This window comes from Methylobacterium sp. WL119 (assembly GCF_008039875.1).
GTDB lineage: Bacteria > Pseudomonadota > Alphaproteobacteria > Rhizobiales > Beijerinckiaceae > Methylobacterium.
In genome coordinates this window covers 16,075-36,058 of record NZ_VRUU01000052.1, presented here as the reverse complement: position 1 = coordinate 36,058, position 19,984 = coordinate 16,075, and the positions used below count along the sequence as shown (strand labels likewise).

Sequence of the window (19,984 nt, the reverse complement as noted above, 5' to 3'; positions counted from 1 at the left end):
CTGGGGCAGTGGAGGGGAGGGCGCTGAGCGAGCCGGCTCAACGATCGCGGCGGCGCGGGCGTCAACCTCGCGGAGCATGATGGCGTCGAGCTTGGCGCTGTCCTCAACGCGGTCGCCGTCGTACCGACGCTCCGTCGCGAAGGCGGCCGCCGCCATGGCTCGCAGCGTTTCCGTTTGAGCCAGCGCCAGGTTCACCGATGTCGGCGGTGCGTTTTGATGGGTCAAAAGGGTTTCGAGACGTTGCCGAGGCATGCGATGCGCGCCCTGCGTAATCATCGCGGCGAGCGTGGCCACGACCTCGGCGATGTCTTCCGGACTCAAGCCTTGCTCGGCCATCTTGGCGGCCGTCCCCGCATCCACCTTCGCAGCCGCGCCCCGGCCCGCAAGCAGGCGAAACACCCAGCCCATGCGGCGATCGCAGCGCCGGCTGTCATCGGGGTCGAAATCCGGGTCGGCGCGCTCGGCCGCCGCGACCGGGTCGAGCTTGTCGAGGTGGACGAGCAGGCTCTCGCGAAAAACTCCGTCGAGCTGGCGGCGGGTCATGACGATCTCGGGGTCGGCGTCTGCCATGGCGCGGTGAAAAAGTTCGTCGGAATACGCCGTAAGCTGGCCGGCGAGGAAGCGGGCGCGGCGCGGATCGCACGTGCCGAGGCTCACGATAAGCGCGTCGCCCTTACAAAATCGGCACAGGGACCGCGGGATTCGGCGGCGCCAGGTATAGGTCGCGCCGCGGCGGTAGGCATGGGCAATGGCCGGCATAGGACACACTCTGTGCTACAGTCATGTGCAACAGGGATGTGCGCAAACTCCGAATCCGCAGGGCGAATACAGAGCATTATCAACGACTTGCGTGAAGAATGGCTGGGGCGCCAGGATTCGAACCTGGGAATGGCGGTACCAAAAACCGCTGCCTTACCACTTGGCGACGCCCCACCAGAGGACGGCGCTGTCTAGACGCGGATGCGCGGACAGGCAACTGGTTTGACGGGGGCGGTGGAGAGGCGCGCGATGGGCGGCAGGGTGGCTTTGGTGACGGGGGCGGCGTCCGGCCTCGGGCGGGTCGTGGCGTTGGCGCTCGGGCGGGCCGGCTATGCCGTCGTGCTGGCCGGGCGGCGGCGCGCGGCTCTGGACGCGGTGGCGGGCGAGATCGGCGCCGCGCTCGTCGTCGAGGCCGACGTCACCGATCCGGCCTCGGTGGATCGGCTGTTTTCCCGCGTGGCGGCGGCGCATGGCCGGCTCGACCTCTTGTTCAACAATGCCGGCATCTTCACGCCGGCCGCCGCCATCGACGCGGTTTCGCTCGAGGATTGGCGCGCCAGCGTCGACACCAACCTCACCGGCGCGTTCCTGTGCACGCAGGGCGCGTTCCGGATGATGAAGCGGCAGGATCCCCGCGGCGGCCGGATCATCAACAACGGCTCCGTCTCGGCCCACGTGCCGCGGCCGCACTCGGCGCCCTACGCGGCCACCAAGCACGCGGTCACCGGGCTGACGCGCGCGACCTCGCTCGACGGGCGGCCCTACGACATCGCCTGCGGCCAGATCGACATCGGCAACGCCGCCACCGAGATGACCGACGGGTTCGCCGCCGGCGTCCGGCAGGCCGACGGGTCGATCCGGCAGGAGCCGGTGATGGATGCGCGGCACGTCGCCGAGGCCGTTCTCTACATGGCCGGGTTGCCGCTTTCGGCCAACGTCCAGTTCATGACGCTGACCGCCACAGCGATGCCGTTCATCGGCCGCGGCTGAGCCGGTCGCTTCGCCCGCCCGTCTTTGCCAAGCGGCGGCCGGGCGCCTAGAGGAGGGCGCAAAGGTCGGTCGCCCCGTTCGAAGGGTGTGCAGGCCCGCCCGAAACTCCACGACACCGACCCCGGATGCGGGTCCGAGAGCCGTTTTGACGATGCTGATGCAGCCGCAGACCAAGACCGAGGCGAGGCCGCCCGCCGATCCGGTGGCGCGGCGGCGCACCTTCGCGATCATCTCGCACCCGGATGCCGGCAAGACCACGCTGACGGAGAAGCTGCTGCTGTTCGGCGGCGCGATCCAGCTCGCGGGCGAGGTCAAGGCCAAGCGCAACCGCGTCTCGACCCGCTCGGACTGGATGGGCATCGAGAAGGAGCGCGGCATCTCGGTCGTCACCTCGGTGATGACCTTCGAGTACGGCGACTGCGTCTTCAACTTGCTCGACACGCCGGGCCACGAGGATTTTTCCGAGGACACCTATCGCACCCTCACGGCGGTCGATTCCGCGGTGATGGTCATCGACGCCGCAAAAGGCATCGAGGCGCGGACGCGAAAACTGTTCGAGGTGTGCCGGCTGCGGGACATCCCGATCGTCACCTTCGTGAACAAGCTCGACCGCGAGGCGCGCGAGCCCTTCGAGCTGCTCGACGAGATCGAGAAGACGCTGGCGCTCGACGTCGCGCCGATCACCTGGCCGATCGGCCGCGGCCGCAACTTCGCCGGCACCTACGAGCTCGGCGGCAACCGGGTCCGTCGCTTCGACGCGGCCGACGACGCCGGGACGGAAGCGGTCGCCGGCTTCGCCGATCCGCTGTTCGACCGGCTGCTCACCGAGAACGGCGAGGCCGATGCCTGGCGCGAGGAGGTCGAGCTCGCCGAGGGCGGGCTGAAGGCCTTCGATCTCGAGGCGTTCCGCGAGGGCCATCTCTCGCCCGTCTTCTTCGGCTCGGCCCTGCGCAATTTCGGCGTGCGCGACCTCATCGACGGGCTCGCCCGCTTCGCGCCGCCGCCGCGCGGGCAGGATTGCGACAAGCGTACCGTCGCCCCGACCGAGCCGAAGATGACCGGCTTCGTCTTCAAGATCCAGGCGAACATGGATCCGAACCACCGCGACCGCATCGCCTTCATGCGGGTCTGCTCCGGCCAACTCCGGCGCGGGATGAAGGCGAAGCTCGTGCGCACCGGCAAGCCGATGTCGCTCTCGGCCCCGCAATTCTTCTTCGCGCAGGACCGCGCCATCGCCGACGAGGCCTTCGCCGGCGATGTGGTCGGCATCCCGAACCACGGCACGTTGCGCATCGGCGACACGCTGACCGAGGGCGAGGACATCGTCTTCCGCGGCGTGCCGAGCTTCGCCCCCGAATTGCTGCGCCGGATCAAGCTCACCGACGCGATGAAGGCGAAGAAGCTGCGCGAGGCGTTGCAGCAGATGGGCGAGGAGGGCGTCGTCCAGGTCTTCGTGCCGCAGGACGGCTCGGGCGCGATCGTCGGCGTGGTCGGCGCGCTGCAGCTCGACGTGCTGAAGGAGCGGCTCCAGGGCGAGTACGGCCTGCCGATCGACTACGACGCGACGCGCTTCTCGGTCTGCCGCTGGGTCGCGTCGGATTCGGAGGCCGAGCTCGACAAGTTCATCGATTCGCACGGCTCGGCCATGGCGAAGGACCTCGACGGCGCCCCGGTGTTCATGGCGACCACCGCCTTCTCGCTGCGCTACGAGGAGGAGCGCTACCCGGCGGTGCGCTTCACCGACATCAAGGACTACCAGAAGCGCCAGGCCTGAGCGCCGGCGCGGATCGGCCGCCGGCGCGGGATCAGTACTTGCCCAGCATCGGGAAATCGACGCTGAGCGTCGATTCCGAGGCCATCGGCGCCTCGCGCTTGCGCGGCTTGCGGTTGAGGACCTGCTTCAGCTTGGTCTTCAGCACCGCCATGTCGAACGGCTTGAGGATGAAGGCGTCGGCCCCGGCCTGGTGGGCGACGTTGATGTCCTCGAAGTTGAACGACGTCTCGGTCAGGATGAAGGGTGTGTTCATCAGCGCGTCGTCGGCGCGGATCTCGCGCAGCAGGCTGATGCCGTCCATCGGCTCCATGTCGAGGTCGGAGATGACGAGGGCGTATTTCCGCTCGCGCAGCCGCTCCAGCGCCACGACGCCGTCGGTCACGCCCTCGACATCCGGGAAGCCGATGCGATTCATCAGCATCACGATGAGGCGGAGGAGCTTTTCCTGGTCGTCAATGATGAGGATCGGTGGCGTCTCGGTCATGACATCGTCTGCGGCATGGAGCGGGCCGTGGGTTCAAGGTCCGATCGCGAGATTGGGTGAAAGGGATGAAAAAACTGCTCTCTTCCATCCCGGAGATTGCACCGGAATGAAATGACCCGCCTTAGATGAAGAGGTGGTCGATGCCCTGCTTGGACATCTCCTCGGCCTGAAGCGCGAGCGCCAGCGCGTGGATCGAGCTCGCCTTGGGCGTGCCGCGCTGGAACATCGGCAGCAGGTTCGCCTTGGCGAAGTGCGGGTCGGTCGTCGACGAGCGGATGCTGCTGCGGCAGGAATTGACGAACTCGCGCTTGGTGATCTCGCGCCATTCGCAGATCTGCACGTCGCGGTGGCGGTCGTCGGCGAAGATGCGGTTGAAGGTCTCGTGCACCGAGGTGCGCTCGCCCTCGATCACCTGCGCGGCGAAGTTCTGCTCCACCAGCAGGAAGCTGGTGATCACCGAGAACTCGTTCTTCTTCTGCGCGTGCCGGGTGATCTCGCCGACCTGGCCGGTGCGGACCTGCACGTCCGACGACAGGGTCAGGCGCGAGAAGTAGATCAGGTGGACGAGGCTCGTTCGCTTGGCACGCATGTGGGTCCCGAGTCCCGCGGACGACGTCGGGTTCTACCGCGCCAACGATAAGGGCCGGTAAACGCTGCCGTTGCCGGCAGAAGCTGCCGGGTCGCCGGACCGGAACGGCGGGTTTCTGCCGGGTTCGGCGACAGCGCCTCAACGATATCAAGGGCTTGGGCCTGGCACGGCGGTTGCGCGCCGATTCCCGATCAGGCGACCGCCACATGCGCGTCGCCGACCCGGGAAAGACGGCGCGCCATGGACATCTTCACCGCGTTGCAGACGGCGGTCTCGGGCCTGAAGGCCCAGTCCTACGCCATCGACAACATCTCCGGGAACATCGCGAACTCGCAGACCACCGGGTACAAGCGCATCGAAACGAGCTTCGTCGACCTGCTCGCCGAGCAGACGCCGAAGCATGAGGTCGCCGGCACGGTGCTGGCCCAGTCGCAGCTGACCAACAGCCTCCAGGGCAACATCGCCTCGTCGACCGTCGCGACCAACATGGCGGTCAACGGCGACGGGTTCTTCACCGTCCAGGCCAAGACCGGGGACGCCAACGGGCAGGCCGCCTTCTCCGGCACGCCGGTCTATACCCGGCGCGGCGACTTCGCCCCGGACAAGGACGGCTTCCTCGTCAACGGCGCCGGGAGCTACCTGCAGGGCCAGAACTACGATGCGGTGACGGGCCAGGTCTCGAGTTCCGGCCCGATCAAGATCGCCAACCAGACACTGGCGGCGAAGCCGACCACCACGATCACCTACGGCGCGAACCTGCCGGCGACGCCGGCCACGACCAACGCGTCCAAGGCCGGCGGATCCGCGCTCTACACGCCGGAGGACGCCAACGGGCTCCCGGACACCAGCGCGCTCGTCACCGCGACCGACGGCACCGCCACGGCGAACAAGCAGGTCAGCGCCGGAAACGCTCCCGCGTTCGTCAACAGCAGCATCGCCGGCCCGTCGCTGACCGCCTACACCACGACCGGCGCACCGGTTCAGGTCACCACCCGCTGGGCGAAGATCCAAGACGCCAAACTCGCGGATGCGACCACGACGCCGGCGACCGCGGCCCAGCCGGCGATCTGGAACCTGTTCTACGCCGCCGACAGCTCGGCCGACCAAACCAAGAGCGCCTGGACCAACGCGGGCAGCGGCTTTACCTTCGACAGCAGCGGACAGCTGATCCAGCCCTCCGGCGGCGACGCGACGATCACCGACATGACGGTGAACGGGACCAATCTCGGCAGCATCAACATCGCCTTCGACAAGACCACGCTGACCCAGTACGCCGCCGCGTCCGGCGCGGTGACCACGAACGCCCTGACGCAGGACGGGTACGCAGCCGGAACCCTGAACTCCGTCTCGGTCGGGACCGACGGCAGCATCATGGGCGCCTTCTCGAACGGCTCCTCGGTGAAGCTCGCCTCGGTCGGCATCGCGCGCTTCATCAATCCGGACGGGCTCAAGCCGCTGTCGAACGGAACCTACGCGCAGACGCTCGATTCAGGCGTGCCGCTGGCGGGCCTCGACGGGTCCACGATCGTGGGCGCCAGCGTCGAATCGTCGAACACGGACATTGCAAGCGAATTTTCAAAGATGATCGTTACCCAACAGGCGTACTCGGCCAACACGAAGGTGATGTCGACCGCGCAGACGATGATGTCGGACCTGCTCAACATCATCCGCTGAGGTCATGTCATCCGCACGCGGCAGTGAGAGAGGACCTCCGGCGCCATGGCTCTGAACGCCCTCCAGACGGCCACCGCCGGCCTCAAGGCGACGCAGACCGCCATCGGTCTGGTCTCGCAGAACGTCGCCAACGCGAGCACCGCCGGCTACGTCAAGCGGACGATCACCACAATCTCGTCCGGCGTCGGCAATTCCGGCGTGTCGACCGGGACGATCACGCGCAGCTTCGACGCCGCCGCCCTGAAGCAGCTCCGCCTCGAGACCGCCGGCTCCGCCTATACCAGCACCAGGGCCGACATCGCGGGGCAGGTCGACACGCTGTTCGGCACGCCGGGCAGCGCGACCGCGCTCGACGGTTTGGTCAACACCTTCACCGGCTCGCTTCAGACCTTGGCCGCGAACCCGACCTCGGCCGCCGCCCGCACGACGGTGCTCAACGCCGCCTCGGGCCTCGCCGGCAGCATCAACGGCATCGCGACGAGCGTCCAGGCCCTGCGCAGCGGCATCGAGGCGAGCCTCGGCACCCAGACCGCCAGCGCCAGCACGCTGCTGAGCGGCATCGCCGCCCTCAACGTGAAGATCCAATCGACCACGGACGATTCCACCCTGGCCGACCTGCAGGACCAGCGCGACCAGAAGATCACCGAGCTGTCCGGCTACCTCGACATCCAGACCGCCGACCAGCGCGACGGCACCGTCTCGATCTCGACCAGCTCCGGCGTGAACCTCGTCGCCGGCGGCACGGCGGCGACGCTCAGCTTCGACGGCCGCACCACCCTCGGGCCCAACGCGGCCTATTCGACCGATCCATCGAAGCGCAGCGTCGGCACCATTACGGCGACGACGCCCGGCGGCGGCAAGATCGACCTCGGCGAGCCGGGCGTGCTGCGCTCCGGATCGATCGCCGCCAACCTCGAGCTGCGCGACACGACGCTGCCGCAGGTGCAGCGCCAGCTCGACGACCTCGCCTCCGGGATGGCGAGCGCGCTCACCGACACCAGCACGACCAGCACCGCCAGCGGGGCGGGCACGGCGATCGACCTCACTGGGATGCAGCCCGGCAACACGCTGACCCTCACGGTGAAGGCCGCGAACGGGTCGATGCGCAACGTCATCCTGATCGCGTCGAAGGGCGACTCGACGTCGGTCGACCCGAGCCTGACCGACGACGGGACAGCGCTAGCGCAGACCTTCGACATCACAAAAGGCCTCACCGGCGTCCAGCTTGCGCTGGGCAAGCTCGGCGGCGGCTATGGCTCGGCGCTGTCCGCGACCGCCAGCGGCGCGACCGTCACGGTGTCGGGCAGCGGCGGCCTCAGCGTGGTGGCCGCCACGGCGACGAAGACCGCGCCGACGAGCGCGACCGACTTCTCCACCGCCTACCCGCAGATCGCGCTGTTCGTCGACGGATCGGGCAAGGGCCTGTTCACCGGGTCGTTCGATGCCGGCTCGCAGCTCACCGGCTTCGCGCAGCGCATCACCGTCAACCCGGCCCTCGGCGCCAACACCGCGGCGCTGACGGCGCCGGGACCGGCGAACACCGGGTCGAGCGCCACGCGGGCGCAGTTCGCCTACGACGCGCTGACCACCGCGCAGCAGACCTTCTCGTCGTCGAGCGGGATCGGCGGGGTCGCCGCGCCCTACGCGACCAGCGTGACCAGCTTCGCGCAGGACATCATCGCCGCGCAGGGAGCGGCGGCCGCCAACGCGTCCAGCCTCGATTCGGGCCAGAGCGTCGCGCTCTCGACCGCTCAGGGCCGGTTCGCGAAGTCGGCCGGCATCAGCGTGGACGAGGAGATGTCGAACCTCATCGCCCTGCAGACCGCCTATTCCGCGAACGCTCGGGTACTCACCGCCGCCCGCGACATGCTCGACACCCTCCTGCGGATCTGAGGGACAGCCCATGACGACGATCAGCCCCTTCGCCGCCGGCAGCTACCTGACGACGCGGTCGACCTCGCAGCTCCTCGCGATGAAGAGCCAGCTCGACGCCCTGACGACGCAGCTCTCCACCGGGCGCACGGCGGAGACCTATGGCGGCCTCGGCGCGGGGCGGAGCAGCAGTCTCACGGCGCGCGCCACGCTGAGCGCGCTCGACGGCTACGATGCCGGGATCGACGCCGCGCAGACGCGGGTCCAGCTGGCCTCCACCAGCCTGCAGCAGATCACGACGTTGACGAGCGACCTGCGCCGCGGCATCGCCACGAACCCGCAGGGCGTCGGCACCACCGTCACCGCCCAGCTCGGCCGGGCCGACCTCGACGGCGCCATCGACGCCCTGAGCCAGAGCTCGGCCGGGCAGTACCTGTTCGGCGGCCGGACCACCGACACCGCGCCGGTGAAGTCGACCGACATCATCCTCAACGGCGACAGCACGACGACGCCGAAGCAGGACGGCCTCGCGACCCTGGTCGCGCAACAGAAGGCGGCCGACCTGGGAGCCGACGGCCTCGGCCGGCTCCAGCTCGGCGCGACCAGCGCCGGCAACACGTTCCAGCTGTCGGAGGACCAAGCCGACACCACCGGCGAGACGCGCGCGAATTTCGGGTTCCGCCTCGTTTCGGCGGCCGCCACCGGCGCGATCACGGCCGCCGCGACGAACACCGCCACGCCCGCGACGGTGACCGGGCTCGATCATGCGCCGGTCGCCGGAGAGAGCTTCCGCGTCACGGTCAATCTCGCCGACGGTAGCCAGAAGTCCTTCAACCTCACGGCGTCCGCATCCGTCCCGGCGGGTTCGACCACCGCGTTCGGCCTGTTCGGATCGCCTGCGGCCGCCGCCGCCGGGCTGAACGCTTTCGCCGCAACGCAGGGCGGCACCGTCGCCAGCGTTCAGAGCGGCAACACGCCGGCCCTGAATGCGACCTTCGGCGGCGGCGCCTATGCGGCCTACGACATCGGCCTGTCGGGCCAGCCCAAGGTCGGCGACAGCATCACGATCGAGCTGGCGCTGCACGACGGTACCAAGACCAGCGTGACGCTCACCGCGGCGGCGAGCGGCACCACGGCCACGACCGGCACCTTCGCCATCGGCGCGGACGCGGCAACCACCGCGGCCAACATGAAGGCGGCGCTGACCACCGCTTTGGGGGCTGCCGCCGCCGGCCCGCTCTCGGCCAGCTCGACCACCCGCGCCGCGGAGGACTTCTTCTCGGCCTCGACCGCCTCCGGCCAGACGCCCAAGCGCATCGATACGTCCGGCGCGACGCCGACCTACAAGGACGCCGCCTCGACCGACACCGTGATCTGGTACCAGGGCGACGCCGCGAGCACCGATCCGCGCGCCACCGCCTCGGTCCGTGCCGGCGCCAATCTCGACGTCCCGGTCGGCGCGCGCGCCGACGAGGTGCCGATCCAGAAGGCGCTCGCAGGGTTCGCCGCGCTCGCCGTCGACGGCATGGCCGATCCGAGCGGCAGCACCGCCACCGGCCGGTACGCGGCCCTGACGAGCCGGACCTCCACCCTCCTGGGCAAGGCCTCGGACGATCCGAGCCTCGAATCGATCGCCGTCGATTTCGGCTTGGCCGCCAGCACCCTGACCTCGGCGAAATCCCAGAACGCAGCGACGCGGCTGACGCTGCAGAACACCGTCGACGGCGTCGAGAGCGCGCCGATCGAGGAGGTCGCCTCCAAGCTGCTCGAGATGCAGAACCGGCTCCAGGCGAGCTACCAGATCACCTCGTCGCTCTCGAAGCTGTCGCTGGTGAACTACATGAGCTGACGCCGGCGCAGCGGAACGGATTGATCGTCCTCGATCCGGCGGGCTATCCTGCTTCGGCATGGCGCGGGCACCCGCCCGCCCGCCATCGGATCGCGCACGCCCCCGCATGGCCCGACGCGCCGGGCAGGGGGACGTGCGGGCCGATCGAACCGCCCAGGGGCCGCGATGCGTGAACAGGGAAGGCCGGCGGCGGGGCAAGGCGTCGTCGGGCAATCGCATCGCATGGCCGGCGTCATCCTGATCGCTGCGATCGGGCTGTCGCCGTGCGAGGCCCGCGAATGGGAGAAGGCGCCGCCCAAGGCGACGTCTCAGCCGTGCCCGGGATACGGCACCGGTTTCGTGCGCGCACCGGGCAGCGCGACCTGCATGCGCCTGTCGGGCCGCGTCCGCGCCGGCGCCGACCTGAGCGCCGGCCGCGAGGTCGCCGTCGCCCCGATGGCGGCGGGGCGCTTCGCGATCGACACTCGCACCGAATCCGATCTCGGGCCGGTCCGCACCTTCGTCCGGATCGGCAACGGACGGCCGTGAGAGATCTACAGGGTGCGTGAGAACGAAAGCGGCCCGCTGGCGTTGCCGCGGCCGTAGGGGGAGGGCGCCCGCGACGGCTGGCCGTAGACGCTCGGGGTGTTGGCGCGGCCGAGGTCGGCGGCGAGCGACTTGATCAGCCCCTCGGAGACCGTCCGCGCCGTGCCGAGCACCGCCTGGTTGGCCTCGACGGCCTGCGCGAAGCGACGATGGGCGCCCTTCAGCAATTCGACGCCCGCCGGCGCGAAGCGCGCCAGCGCGACCGCGTTGGCCTTGGCCACCTCGAGCCCCTGAAGGTAGGCGCCGGCCAGGGCCGCCTTGGCCTCCGCCTCGGCCAGACCCTCGCGCAGGCGGCCGACGCGGACATGGCCGGTCTCGGCGGCGAGCACGGATTCCAGCGCCTGCATGGTGGACATCACCTCGGCGACGAGGGCGTCGGCGCCGGCACGGTCGGAGACGCGGAAGGCGGGATTAAGCGGCATGGGCCGCCCCCGCGCCGGCACCGGCGCCGCCCTGCATCTTCATCATCTCGGAAAACACCTGGTTGGCGATGCCGACGCCGCCGCTCTTCATGATCTGGCCGGCATATTCCTTGGTCAGCATCGAGCGGTAGACGCCGCCGCCGGTGCCGTTCTCGCCGAGGGGCCCGTCGGTCCCCTCCGACTGGGTCAGCCGGTCGAGGGACGATTCCAGGAACATCGACTCGAAGTCGTTCGCGGTCTTGCGCGCCTTCTTCGTGGCGGCCTCCGTCGAGGCCTGGGCGGTCTTCGAGGTCGTGTCGGCCACGGCGCCGGTGATGGCCTTGCCGACGCCGATGGCGGCGGAGACCGCGAAGGTTGCGAGCGGTAGCATCGTCTAGTGTCTCCGGAGCTTGGGGGAGGGGGGCATCACATCAGCTCGATGTCGGCCTGCAGCGCGCCCGCGGCCTTGATCGCCTGCAGGATCGAGATCAGGTCGCGCGGGCCGACGCCGAGGGCGTTGAGGCCGTCGACGAGGTCGCGCAGGGTCACGCCCTCCTTGACCAGGGCGAGCTTGTTGCCGTCGCCGGTGTCGACCTTCACGCCGGTGCGCGGCACCACCGTGGTGCGCCCGTTCGAGAGCGGGGCCGGCTGGCTCACCTGCGGCTGCTCGGTGATCGTGACGGTGAGGTTGCCCTGAGCGATCGCCACCGTGGAGACGCGCACGTCGCGGCCCATCACGATGATGCCTGAGCGCTCGTCGACCACCACCCGGGCGGTCTGGTCCGGCTCGACCTTGAGCTGCTCGATCTCGGTGATCAGGCGGATCATGTTGCCGTTGTACTTGGCCGGGATCTGGATCGTGACCGTGGCCGGGTCGGTCGGCTCGGCGGTGTCGGAGCCCATGAAGTCGTTGATCGCGGCGGCGATCCGCTTCGAGGTGGTGAAGTCGGGGTTGCGCAGCGACAGCCGCAGCGAGCGGGCGTCGGTGAGCTTGAACGCGATCTCGCGCTCGATGTTGGCGCCGTTGGCGATGCGCCCGTTGGTGGGCACGCCGCGGGTGATCTTGGCGGCATCGCCCTCCGCCGAGAAGCCGGCGATGGCGACGGAGCCCTGCGCCAGCGCGTAGACCTCGCCGTCGGCGCCGAGCAGCGGCGTCACCAGCAGGGTGCCGCCCTGGAGCGACTTCGCGTCGCCGAGCGACGAGACGGTGACGTCGATGCGGGTGCCCTGCGCCGCGAAGGGCGGCAGGCTCGCCGTCACCATCACCGCGGCGAGGTTCTGCGTGCGCATCGTCGCGCCGCGGGTGTTGACGCCGAGGCGCTCCAGCATCGCCTGCAGCGACTGCTTGGTGAAGGGGATGTTGTTCAGGGTGTCGCCGGTGCCGTTGAGGCCGACGACGATGCCGTAGCCAACGAGCTGGTTGGCGCGGACCCCCTCGATCTGCGCGAGGTCCTTCACCCGCGACAGCGCCATCGCCGCCGTGCCGCCGAGCACGAGCAGGGCGGCCGCCAGGACGAGGCGCAGGAGATCGCGAATCTGGGCGTGGCGCTGGGGCATGCCGGGCTTTTCGGGGTTGCGGACCCGCACTCTCCTGCCAGCGCCGTGCCAGGCGGCCGAAAAGCGCAACCCGCTGAAAACGCTGGCCTCTCTTCGGACGCGGCGCCTTCGGGACCGATCGTGAGCCGCGCGTTCCCTGCCGACCCGGCAGCTTCTGCCGGGGCTTTTACCGCTCGTTAACCGTGTCGAACCGACACTCGGCACGGGCCCCTCCGGCCCGTCGGGAGCGATCGAAGCGATGCGTGTCGAGAATCGTCCGGGACTTCTCGGGACGACCTCCGTCGGAGGCACGCGCAGGGCCGAGTCCGGCCCGAGCTTCCAGGTCGGCTCCGGGCCGGGTGCCCAGCGCACCGCCGGCACGGGCGCGACGACCACGCTCGCCGGCCTCGATGCGATGCTGATGCTGCAGGGCGAGCCGGACACCCCGCACGAGCGCCGCCGCCGTTCGGCGCGGCGCGGTCACGACCTGCTCGACGGGCTCGACCGGCTGAAGGCCTCCCTCCTGTCCGGCCGCATCGCCACCCACGAACTGCTGGTCATCGCCGGGCGCCTCTCCGAGCGCGCCGAGACCTGCGGCGATCCCCGCCTCGACGGCCTGATCGCCGACATCGAGCTGCGCGCCGCCGTCGAGCTGGCCAAGGTCGAAGCCGCGCGCGGCGTCTGACGCAAACCATCGGGGCTCGCGTCGAGCGCAAGACGCGACCCGACCGCGGCGCAGCACGGCGCGTTCGCTCCGGCGCGACCTGAGAACCGGTGACGCCCAGGGTTGACCGCAGGATGGACCCATGGCTCATACCGTCGTCGGCACCCCTGACTCCGTAGCTCAGCTGGATAGAGCAGCCGCCTTCTAAGCGGCAGGTCCCTGGTTCGAGCCCAGGCGGGGTCGCCACAAAATAACCCGTCAAGTCAATGGCTTGGCGGGTTTTTTATGACCGTATCAGGCCCGATCCGTGTTGCATTGGCCTGCAACACGAGCCTAACGTTTACAACGGTTTACGGCGGGGCGTAGGCTGGTCCGTGCAACACGGATGGAACACGAAGGATGTCTCAACAGCGCGCAGGTGGATGCGTTCTGGGGAGGTAGAACCTACATCTGCCAGGGAGCAAACATGGAGCCGACAGGATGGCAGCTATCGGACAAGGGCCACCCGCCGCCACCACCGCCGCCGAAGAAGCCGGCCCCGACACGGGACTCACCGCCAAAGCCGCCGCCTCGCAAGCCGTTGAACGAGGAGTACGGGAATGTCCCGGGCAAGCGGATGCCGCCAGATCCGAAACCCCCGTCTATCCGCCGATGACGCCGCAACTCGCCCTGGCAATGCGAGCATTCCGAAACGCTCGCTATCACGAGGACCGAGAGGGATTTTATAGCGCACTTGGACGGTGGTCGAATTTCACCGGGATTATCTTAGGGAGCGCAGCTTTCGCCGGTGGCGTTGCCAGTTCACCCGTGCTTGCAATAATCGGCGGATCACTTGCTGCCATTATCTCAGCTGGTAGGCTGGTGTTTGACTTTAGCGGCAAGGCAAAAAATCACCTTGATTTACGGAAATCATTTCTTGATATCCTGGCCGCGGCTCAAATAAAATCAGCTAATGTCGAACAATTAGAAATAGATATGATAAAGCTATATAAAAACGAAGCTGAAGTCTATTATGCAGTCAATGCTCTAGCTTACAATGATAGTCAAATGCCTTTGGCCGCCCCAGTGGCTTATATGACATAACCCCGGCCCAGGCTTTTTTTAGACATATGTATCGCTTTAAGCCGTCTGATTTTCGCGAGAAAGATAATCAACCCGTAGGTGCTAGGAGATCAGCATGAATCTGCCTAAATATTTGGGTTAAGGCATTCCACCTAAACCAGTACCGCCACCGGCGCCACCCGATACTAAACCGCCGACGTCGCCGCTTCCTAAACCCGAGATTAGCGGGAGGTAATATAGCTAGTTAATAATCAAGGCCCCAAACCAAACCTCACTGCTTCCGCGCAGCCAGACTGGCGCTTCGTGATATAATCCAACCAGGGAACTGGCAACGCGCTGCTTTTGGCGCTCGTTCACGTCGGTATCGAGCCAGGACCTTTGACGATACCGTGCGCCACGCCGGAGGGACCGCGCTAGCGATCCTGCAGGCTATGCTGAGGGCGAAGTCAGGAGTGCGGTGAACGCGCCGCGGACCTCCATTTTATAGCCCCTCTTACGTATGCAGTCCGTGCGCCATGGATAGACCGCGACAATTATGAATTGCTCGTTTGAAGTTTCTCTCGCGCGATGGAAAAATCCGGCGCCAGATGGGCGATAATTGATTCGTCGGGGTGCGACCGCCGTTGCTCGCCGTTTAGCGGCGCCGAGCGCATCGCGACGCGAGAACATGATGAACCGGCGCTGGCGCTTCACGGTCCCAGGAACAGCCTAAGGAACGTCAATAGTGGCCGAACCTGTCTCTCCAATCATGGGGGCCAAATCCTTCAATTGCCCCCATTGCAATGCACTGGCTCATCAGAAATGGTTCGATGCCTATGCACTATATACCAGTGATCCACCCTCGCTTCCGGACGATCAAGCCCTTATAAAATTTATTGACGAGAACAAATTAAATCATGAATATGAAAACACTGTAAATTGGGCCAAAAAGTACCTAGCGGGCAGGCCTTTCGGGCACAGAAACGATAATTTTAGTTCTGATGTCCACTTGGAAATGTTTTATTTTACTCAGTGCTTTAGCTGCGAACAGTTTTCAATTTGGGTAAAAGACAAACTAGTATTTCCGTTTTTTGGTCTAGATACCACGCCAAATGAGGATATGCCCGCGGACGCCAGGGAATCATTTATCGAAGCTAGTTTGATATTTAAGGCTTCACCGAGAGGGGCTGCTGCATTGTTGCGACTCGCTCTACAGCAGATACTTATTTTTCTCGGTCAACCTGGAAAATTCATAGACAAAGATATTGGCGCACTTGTTGCCCTTGGCATGCCCATTCAAATTCAGCAGGCTTTAGATGTCGTCCGGGTCATTGGCAACAATGCGGTGCATCCAGGGCAAATCGTCATCGACGACAACAGGGATGTAGCACTAAAATTGTTTAGTCTTTTGAATATCATTACAGAGGCAATGATTACGCAACCTCGACAAATTGGAAAATTGTTTGAAGGCCTGCCGCCGGGCGCCCGGGAAGCTATCGAGAAGCGCGATAAGCCAAAACCTTAAAGCGCTGGCCGGGCTGGAAACAGCGTTTCAAGATTTCAGAACGCCATCACGCAGGCTAAGCGCCTCGGATTGGTCAAGGTGGTCGAGCGCCAGCGGCCGGGCGCCAAGAGCCTCCCAACCTGGTCACGGTGGTAGACCGCGAGTGGTAGGCCTGGATCCGCCACCGTGAGTTCAAAAAGCCGAACACCACGAAGAGCACGACAGACAAAGAGGCTTTTCGAAAAGGGGAGTCGGGCGGCCGACGCATAGCAGGAATTCGCGTCGCGCGGCGCTTGTCTGTCCCTATTCCTGTCTCGATGTCGGGGAATTCAAGCTCTTTGCAGGGATTCCGAGAGCCCGACCCCGCAAATTCGAATTGCGGTCGGAATGTGATCCAAGGGTCTAGACTGTGAAAGCCGCAATTACGCCTTAACCAAAAGCGCGCGCCGTGCTTATAGTCGGTTGCCGTCCACGGAGTGTACCGAAGTGGTAGAGCGACGGTTTTGTAAAAAGGACTGTACGATGAATTTGCTTCCGTTAATCAAGGTGAAATTCAAGCGAACGCCGAAGGAGACTTCAATCGAAATCTCCCTCGGCTTCTATTTGATGCCTGTCTAACATCAACAGAGCCATAGCGTCCCGGCTGCGGCTCTAACCAGATCCTACTTGAAAATGCGCTTTTGAAAAGGCGGCCCCTACGCGAGCCTCGCGTGCGCGCGAAGGGGCCGCCCCATTGTGTTCCATAGAATCTGATGCGCGATCGGATTCGGGGCCTCCGGCAAATGCTCGGAAGGTGAAATTCGGAATCGCCGGTAATTCGGAGTCCAGCCGCTGCAGAGGCCTGTAATTCCCGCTCCCCGGCGCCGTGCGGTTATTTGAAATGGGCGATCGGTCCTATCCGGATTTCCGGCCCTTAGAGGCCGGCCCGCCGCCGGTATTCCGCTCGCTCCTCGTGCGTCCGATCCTGCTCCGCGTTGTTCGCGGCAATCGCTTTGGTCAGGGCCGCCGACACCTCTTCCCTTGTGAGGGTCGAGCCTCGCAGGTCGATGTTGTAATTCCTGGCGTCAGTGTTGCTCTGCGAGTTCGAGTTCGCGGGGCCCGCCATCGCGACCGGGATCCGCTTCCCGTCCGGGAGGGGCACATAGGCCTCGTTCATCCGGCCCTCTCCGAAGATCGCCATCTGCGGCGAGTTCGCGACCCCGCCATTCGCATAAGCGTTCAACGGGACCGGGCCGCGGCTCGTCATGACGCCGCCCATAGCGAAGGGGGAGAAGCTGAGGTTCGGCAAGCCCGAGTCCTTGCTGCCTCCGAATAGGCCCGACAGGAACCCACCCCCGCCCTTGGCCGCCGATCCGAACAGGCTCGACGTGATGCTGTCCGTGAAGGTGGAAATCAGCTTGTCCGACAGCTTGCCGAGGGCGTTACTCGCCGCCTGCGCCGCGCTCGTCCCACGCCGGAGATCCTGAGCGAACCCGCCGAAGGCATCCGAGAAGCTCGCCCTAGCATCCGTGAGCACCGCCGTCTGACGGGATTGGTCGATCACGAATCGGGCCTGCGTGGAGTCGGTATCGCCGACGGTCGCCCGGGCCTTCGCATAGGCGCCCTGGTCGTATCGATCGCGGCCGAGCTGGTCCCGCTCGAATCCCGTGTCGCTGGCGAACTGCGTGATTTTGAGCTGCCGAGCGGCGGTGGCGGTCTGTGTGGCAAGGCCGTGGATCGAGGCCGAGAGCGCGTCGCTCGCCGGCACGCCGGCATCCAGGAGCGCGTTATAGCGCCGGGCCGCCTCCGAATTCGCATCAAGGGCGAGGCCGTTTTTCCCGTAATTCTGCGTGGCGTTCTGAAGGGCCTGCTGCTGGTCCCGTAGGGCCCGCGTGTAGGCGTCCTGGTCCTTCGCCTGCGCACCCACGGAAGCGTCGCCCATCTCGCCGGCACGACGCTTCACGTCGGCCAAATAGGACTGGTTCACCCGCGGATCGCTCGAGCCGCGGTAGGCCATGATCGCCCGGTCCAGACTCCCGCCGTTCTGGTCCATCTTCATGGACAGCACGCCGGCGATGCCCTGCGCCATCGTCGCCGGGTCGGTGCGATCGTAGCCCTGGGGGAGGTAGCCGCCGCGCACCGCCTCTTCCGCCGTCCCCTTGGTGATCTGGCCGAGGCCATAGGCTGATGACGGCCGGCCGTTCTCGCCGAGGATCTTGGAATAGCCGACGTTCGGGTTGCTCCCGGACTCGTGGCCGCCGATGCCGGCGATGATGCCCGCCGGGATCCGGCCGGAGGCGTTGGCTGCCGCGATGATCTGCTGTTGCAGGCTCTGGGCCATCCGAGAGAAGGCACCGCCGACGGCGTTGAGGTCGAGGGTCGATTGCTGATCGAGGGTCTTGAGCCGCGTGGTGCGCTCGAGCTCCAGGGTCTGAAGCGCCGCAAGCTGCTGGTCCCGCGGGCCGCTGGCTTGCGCTTGGCGCCCGCGCTCCGCGATGTCGTTCTCGATCTGCGCGGCGCTCAGACCCTGCGGCGTGAACCCAACGGTTCGCTGCCCAAATTGCGCCTGCCGTAGGCTCGCGGCGTACTGCTCCCCACCGGCCGCCATGTTTTCCTTCAGGATCCGCGACTGCGCGACGAGGCCTTCCATTGCGCTCCTGGCCGCGCCCTGCTCATCGAACGGCAGGCGGCTCAGGTTTTTGCCGATGTCGCTCGCCTGGTCGGAGATTTTCTTGATCGCCTCCGCGGCCGGATCGAGCCCGCGCACGATGTCGCCAATCCGAAGGGAAACCTGCGCCTGCTGTGCCTGCCGGCTTGCCGCGTCCCGCTTGTCGACCTGGGCCTGCAGCCGGGCCACCTCGTCGCGCGCTGCCGTCACGTCGCTGCCGGCGAGACTCGGGAGGATGGTCCCGAACACTCCTGCGGCCCGGTTCCTGGAATTCTCCAAGACCTTTTGCGCGGTGGCGAGGCGGGTCTCTAGGTCGCCGCCGGTGACAACCCGATCGATCGCCTCGCCCGCGGCGTCCCATGTGTTCGAGATGATGGTGCCGACGGCCGCCGTTGCCCGGCCCCACCCGGAGGTCAATTCGGTCGCGCTGGTCAGACCGGTCCGGTAGGCGTCCAACAGCACCTTTTGCGCGCCGAGACGGTCGCCCTGCGCCTGCAACCGCTGGACGTTCTCCCGGGTCGTGTCGTTCAGGAACCCAAGCTGCGCATTGAGCGTGTCCGCACCCTTGGCGGGATCCGCGAAGGCAGCGGCGAGCGCCTTGGTCGCGTCGGGCAATTCCTGGCCCGTGGTCGCCGCGTAATCCTTCGCCGTCCCGATCAGCCCGGCATACATCTCCGATCCGATCTGGCCCGTGGCTGCGAACTGGCCCGCCATCTCGCGGGCTGATCGAACCGAGACGTTGCCAGCGACCGCGGCGGCGGGTGCCAATGCGTTAATCTGGCCCGCGGTGGTGCCCGATGCGCGGCCGATGCCGGTGAGGGATTTCTCCAACTCGGCCTGCGCGCTCCTGTACGACGAGAAGGCCGCCACGCCGGCGAGCGTGATGGTCGCCAACCCTGCGACGGCGCCGCCGACGACGCCCAACCGGGCCGCCAGTCCGGTCGCCGCCTCGCTGGCCTGAGCGAAAGCGCCTTTGACGCTCGCGCCCCCGGGCCCGCCGAACACCTGAGCGATTTGCGGGCCCTGCTGAAAGGCCACCGTCGACAGGTTGCTGCCGCTCCCGAGCGACGAGAGGATGTCGGACCCCTGAAAGGCTAGGTTTTGCACCTGGTCGGCGCGAAGGCGGCCGTTCGAATTGGCCGCCGTCAGCGCCCCGGTGCCGAGCGAGCCGAGCTTCCGTGACGCCTCAATGTTTTCGAGCACCTTCGATCCGGCGGCACCGACGTCGCTCCAAGCCCGCCGTTGCGCCGTTGCAGCCTCCTGTGCCGCCCGCGCAACGGCCCCGTACCGGCTTTCGATCAGGCCCAGCACTCGGGCCTGTTCCTCGCCCGCAACGACGCCTTGCCCTGCGGCACGGTTCAAGGTGCTCAAGGCGCGCTCGTAGGCGTTCGCCGATCGCGCGTTCGCGTCGACCTGCTGCAGAACGCGCTGGTAGGCGGTGGCGGCCGATAGCTGCCGGCGCGAAGCGGTTTCTGTGACGACAGAGGTTGCCTCGGTGGCGGCGGCCACCTTGCCCTGTGCGTCGACCAAGCCCTGCAGGTCACGGCGGACGGTATCGGCGCCCTCGGAAACCTGCTGGACCCGGATCCGGCGGATGGTGTCGATCGAGGCCATG

General features: G+C 66.8%; 16 protein-coding genes and 2 tRNA genes. 10 read left to right on the top strand and 8 right to left on the bottom strand.

The window, feature by feature from the left end; genetic code table 11:
- Together FV227_RS17985 and FV227_RS17980 are read right to left on the bottom strand one after the other, a co-directional pair.
- Positions 1-759, bottom strand: a 759-nt coding sequence (locus FV227_RS17985) for a DUF6538 domain-containing protein (protein ID WP_147859598.1), incomplete at its 3' end; no start/stop codon positions are given.
- A gap of 99 nt (positions 760-858) precedes the next feature.
- Positions 859-933, bottom strand: a tRNA-Gln gene (locus FV227_RS17980).
- A 75-nt stretch (positions 934-1,008) separates the two neighbouring features.
- Here FV227_RS17980 and FV227_RS17975 point away from each other — a divergent pair.
- Complete coding sequence (locus tag FV227_RS17975; protein WP_147859597.1) at positions 1,009-1,749, top strand: SDR family oxidoreductase; 741 nt, start codon at positions 1,009-1,011, stop codon at positions 1,747-1,749.
- Between the two features lie 151 nt (positions 1,750-1,900).
- On the top strand, positions 1,901-3,523 hold the full coding sequence (locus tag FV227_RS17970; RefSeq protein ID WP_147725055.1) for a peptide chain release factor 3: 1,623 nt from the start codon (positions 1,901-1,903) through the stop codon (positions 3,521-3,523).
- 31 nt (positions 3,524-3,554) lie between these two features.
- Here the strand turns inward: FV227_RS17970 and FV227_RS17965 are convergent, their stop codons facing one another.
- Positions 3,555-4,007, bottom strand: coding sequence for a response regulator (locus tag FV227_RS17965; RefSeq protein ID WP_147725058.1), 453 nt, complete (start codon positions 4,005-4,007; stop codon positions 3,555-3,557).
- A gap of 121 nt (positions 4,008-4,128) precedes the next feature.
- Entirely contained in the window at positions 4,129-4,596 is a 468-nt protein-coding gene (locus tag FV227_RS17960; RefSeq protein WP_147725060.1) for a BLUF domain-containing protein, read from the bottom strand.
- Positions 4,597-4,836: 240 nt separating this feature from the next.
- On the opposite strand from FV227_RS17960, the gene FV227_RS17955 reads away from it, so the two are divergent.
- From FV227_RS17955 to FV227_RS17940, 4 genes are all read left to right on the top strand, one after another.
- Positions 4,837-6,270: a flagellar hook-basal body complex protein gene (locus tag FV227_RS17955; RefSeq protein WP_147859596.1), complete on the top strand. Its 1,434-nt coding sequence runs from the start codon at positions 4,837-4,839 to the stop codon at positions 6,268-6,270.
- Positions 6,271-6,315: 45 nt separating this feature from the next.
- Positions 6,316-8,163: a flagellar hook-associated protein FlgK gene (gene flgK / locus FV227_RS17950; RefSeq protein WP_147859595.1), complete on the top strand. Its 1,848-nt coding sequence runs from the start codon at positions 6,316-6,318 to the stop codon at positions 8,161-8,163.
- Positions 8,164-8,173: 10 nt separating this feature from the next.
- Positions 8,174-9,991, top strand: a complete 1,818-nt coding sequence (locus FV227_RS17945) for a hypothetical protein (protein WP_147859594.1) — start codon at positions 8,174-8,176, stop codon at positions 9,989-9,991.
- Between the two features lie 222 nt (positions 9,992-10,213).
- Positions 10,214-10,519 carry a porin gene (locus FV227_RS17940; protein ID WP_147859593.1) on the top strand — a complete coding sequence of 102 codons (306 nt, stop codon included), beginning with the start codon at positions 10,214-10,216 and terminating at the stop codon, positions 10,517-10,519.
- A gap of 5 nt (positions 10,520-10,524) precedes the next feature.
- Here the strand turns inward: FV227_RS17940 and FV227_RS17935 are convergent, their stop codons facing one another.
- Genes FV227_RS17935 through FV227_RS17925 form a run of 3 tightly spaced genes read right to left on the bottom strand, consistent with a single transcriptional unit; the run spans position 10,525 to position 12,534 of the window.
- Complete coding sequence (locus FV227_RS17935; RefSeq protein ID WP_147725071.1) at positions 10,525-10,998, bottom strand: hypothetical protein; 474 nt, start codon at positions 10,996-10,998, stop codon at positions 10,525-10,527.
- A complete protein-coding gene (locus tag FV227_RS17930; protein WP_147725072.1) occupies positions 10,988-11,368 on the bottom strand; it encodes a rod-binding protein in 381 nt (126 codons plus the stop codon). The genes FV227_RS17935 and FV227_RS17930 overlap by 11 nt, the downstream gene beginning before the upstream one ends.
- Positions 11,369-11,403: 35 nt before the next feature.
- Positions 11,404-12,534, bottom strand: a complete 1,131-nt coding sequence (locus FV227_RS17925; protein WP_147725074.1) for a flagellar basal body P-ring protein FlgI — start codon at positions 12,532-12,534, stop codon at positions 11,404-11,406.
- Between the two features lie 238 nt (positions 12,535-12,772).
- On the opposite strand from FV227_RS17925, the gene FV227_RS17920 reads away from it, so the two are divergent.
- The 4 genes from FV227_RS17920 to FV227_RS17905 all read left to right on the top strand — a co-directional run bounded on the left by FV227_RS17920 (position 12,773) and on the right by FV227_RS17905 (position 15,743).
- Positions 12,773-13,198: a flagellar assembly protein FliX gene (locus tag FV227_RS17920; RefSeq protein ID WP_147859592.1), complete on the top strand. Its 426-nt coding sequence runs from the start codon at positions 12,773-12,775 to the stop codon at positions 13,196-13,198.
- A gap of 148 nt (positions 13,199-13,346) precedes the next feature.
- A tRNA-Arg gene (locus FV227_RS17915) sits at positions 13,347-13,423 on the top strand.
- Between the two features lie 234 nt (positions 13,424-13,657).
- Entirely contained in the window at positions 13,658-14,260 is a 603-nt protein-coding gene (locus FV227_RS17910) for a hypothetical protein (protein ID WP_147859591.1), read from the top strand.
- Between the two features lie 703 nt (positions 14,261-14,963).
- Positions 14,964-15,743 (top strand): DUF4145 domain-containing protein, encoded by a 780-nt coding sequence (locus tag FV227_RS17905; RefSeq protein WP_147859590.1) that lies wholly within the window; start codon positions 14,964-14,966, stop codon positions 15,741-15,743.
- Between the two features lie 892 nt (positions 15,744-16,635).
- On the opposite strand, the gene FV227_RS17900 is transcribed toward FV227_RS17905, so the two are convergent.
- Positions 16,636-19,983 carry a phage tail length tape measure family protein gene (locus tag FV227_RS17900; RefSeq protein ID WP_147859589.1) on the bottom strand — a complete coding sequence of 1,116 codons (3,348 nt, stop codon included), beginning with the start codon at positions 19,981-19,983 and terminating at the stop codon, positions 16,636-16,638.
- Position 19,984 lies beyond the last annotated feature (1 nt).

What these genes read in the sequence shown, in the direction of transcription:
- FV227_RS17935 (WP_147725071.1), bottom strand. Translation starts at nt 10,998, where the DNA reads ATGCCGCTTAATCCCGCCTTCCGCGTCTCCGACCGTGCCGGCGCCGAC.
- FV227_RS17900 (WP_147859589.1), bottom strand. Translation starts at nt 19,983, where the DNA reads ATGGCCTCGATCGACACCATCCGCCGGATCCGGGTCCAGCAGGTTTCC.
- FV227_RS17940 (WP_147859593.1), top strand. Translation starts at nt 10,214, where the DNA reads ATGGCCGGCGTCATCCTGATCGCTGCGATCGGGCTGTCGCCGTGCGAG.
- FV227_RS17945 (WP_147859594.1), top strand. Translation starts at nt 8,174, where the DNA reads ATGACGACGATCAGCCCCTTCGCCGCCGGCAGCTACCTGACGACGCGG.
- FV227_RS17975 (WP_147859597.1), top strand. Translation starts at nt 1,009, where the DNA reads ATGGGCGGCAGGGTGGCTTTGGTGACGGGGGCGGCGTCCGGCCTCGGG.
- flgK (WP_147859595.1), top strand. Translation starts at nt 6,316, where the DNA reads ATGGCTCTGAACGCCCTCCAGACGGCCACCGCCGGCCTCAAGGCGACG.
- FV227_RS17925 (WP_147725074.1), bottom strand. Translation starts at nt 12,534, where the DNA reads ATGCCCCAGCGCCACGCCCAGATTCGCGATCTCCTGCGCCTCGTCCTG.
- FV227_RS17970 (WP_147725055.1), top strand. Translation starts at nt 1,901, where the DNA reads ATGCTGATGCAGCCGCAGACCAAGACCGAGGCGAGGCCGCCCGCCGAT.
- FV227_RS17910 (WP_147859591.1), top strand. Translation starts at nt 13,658, where the DNA reads ATGGCAGCTATCGGACAAGGGCCACCCGCCGCCACCACCGCCGCCGAA.
- FV227_RS17965 (WP_147725058.1), bottom strand. Translation starts at nt 4,007, where the DNA reads ATGACCGAGACGCCACCGATCCTCATCATTGACGACCAGGAAAAGCTC.
- FV227_RS17955 (WP_147859596.1), top strand. Translation starts at nt 4,837, where the DNA reads ATGGACATCTTCACCGCGTTGCAGACGGCGGTCTCGGGCCTGAAGGCC.
- FV227_RS17920 (WP_147859592.1), top strand. Translation starts at nt 12,773, where the DNA reads ATGCGTGTCGAGAATCGTCCGGGACTTCTCGGGACGACCTCCGTCGGA.
- FV227_RS17960 (WP_147725060.1), bottom strand. Translation starts at nt 4,596, where the DNA reads ATGCGTGCCAAGCGAACGAGCCTCGTCCACCTGATCTACTTCTCGCGC.
- FV227_RS17930 (WP_147725072.1), bottom strand. Translation starts at nt 11,368, where the DNA reads ATGCTACCGCTCGCAACCTTCGCGGTCTCCGCCGCCATCGGCGTCGGC.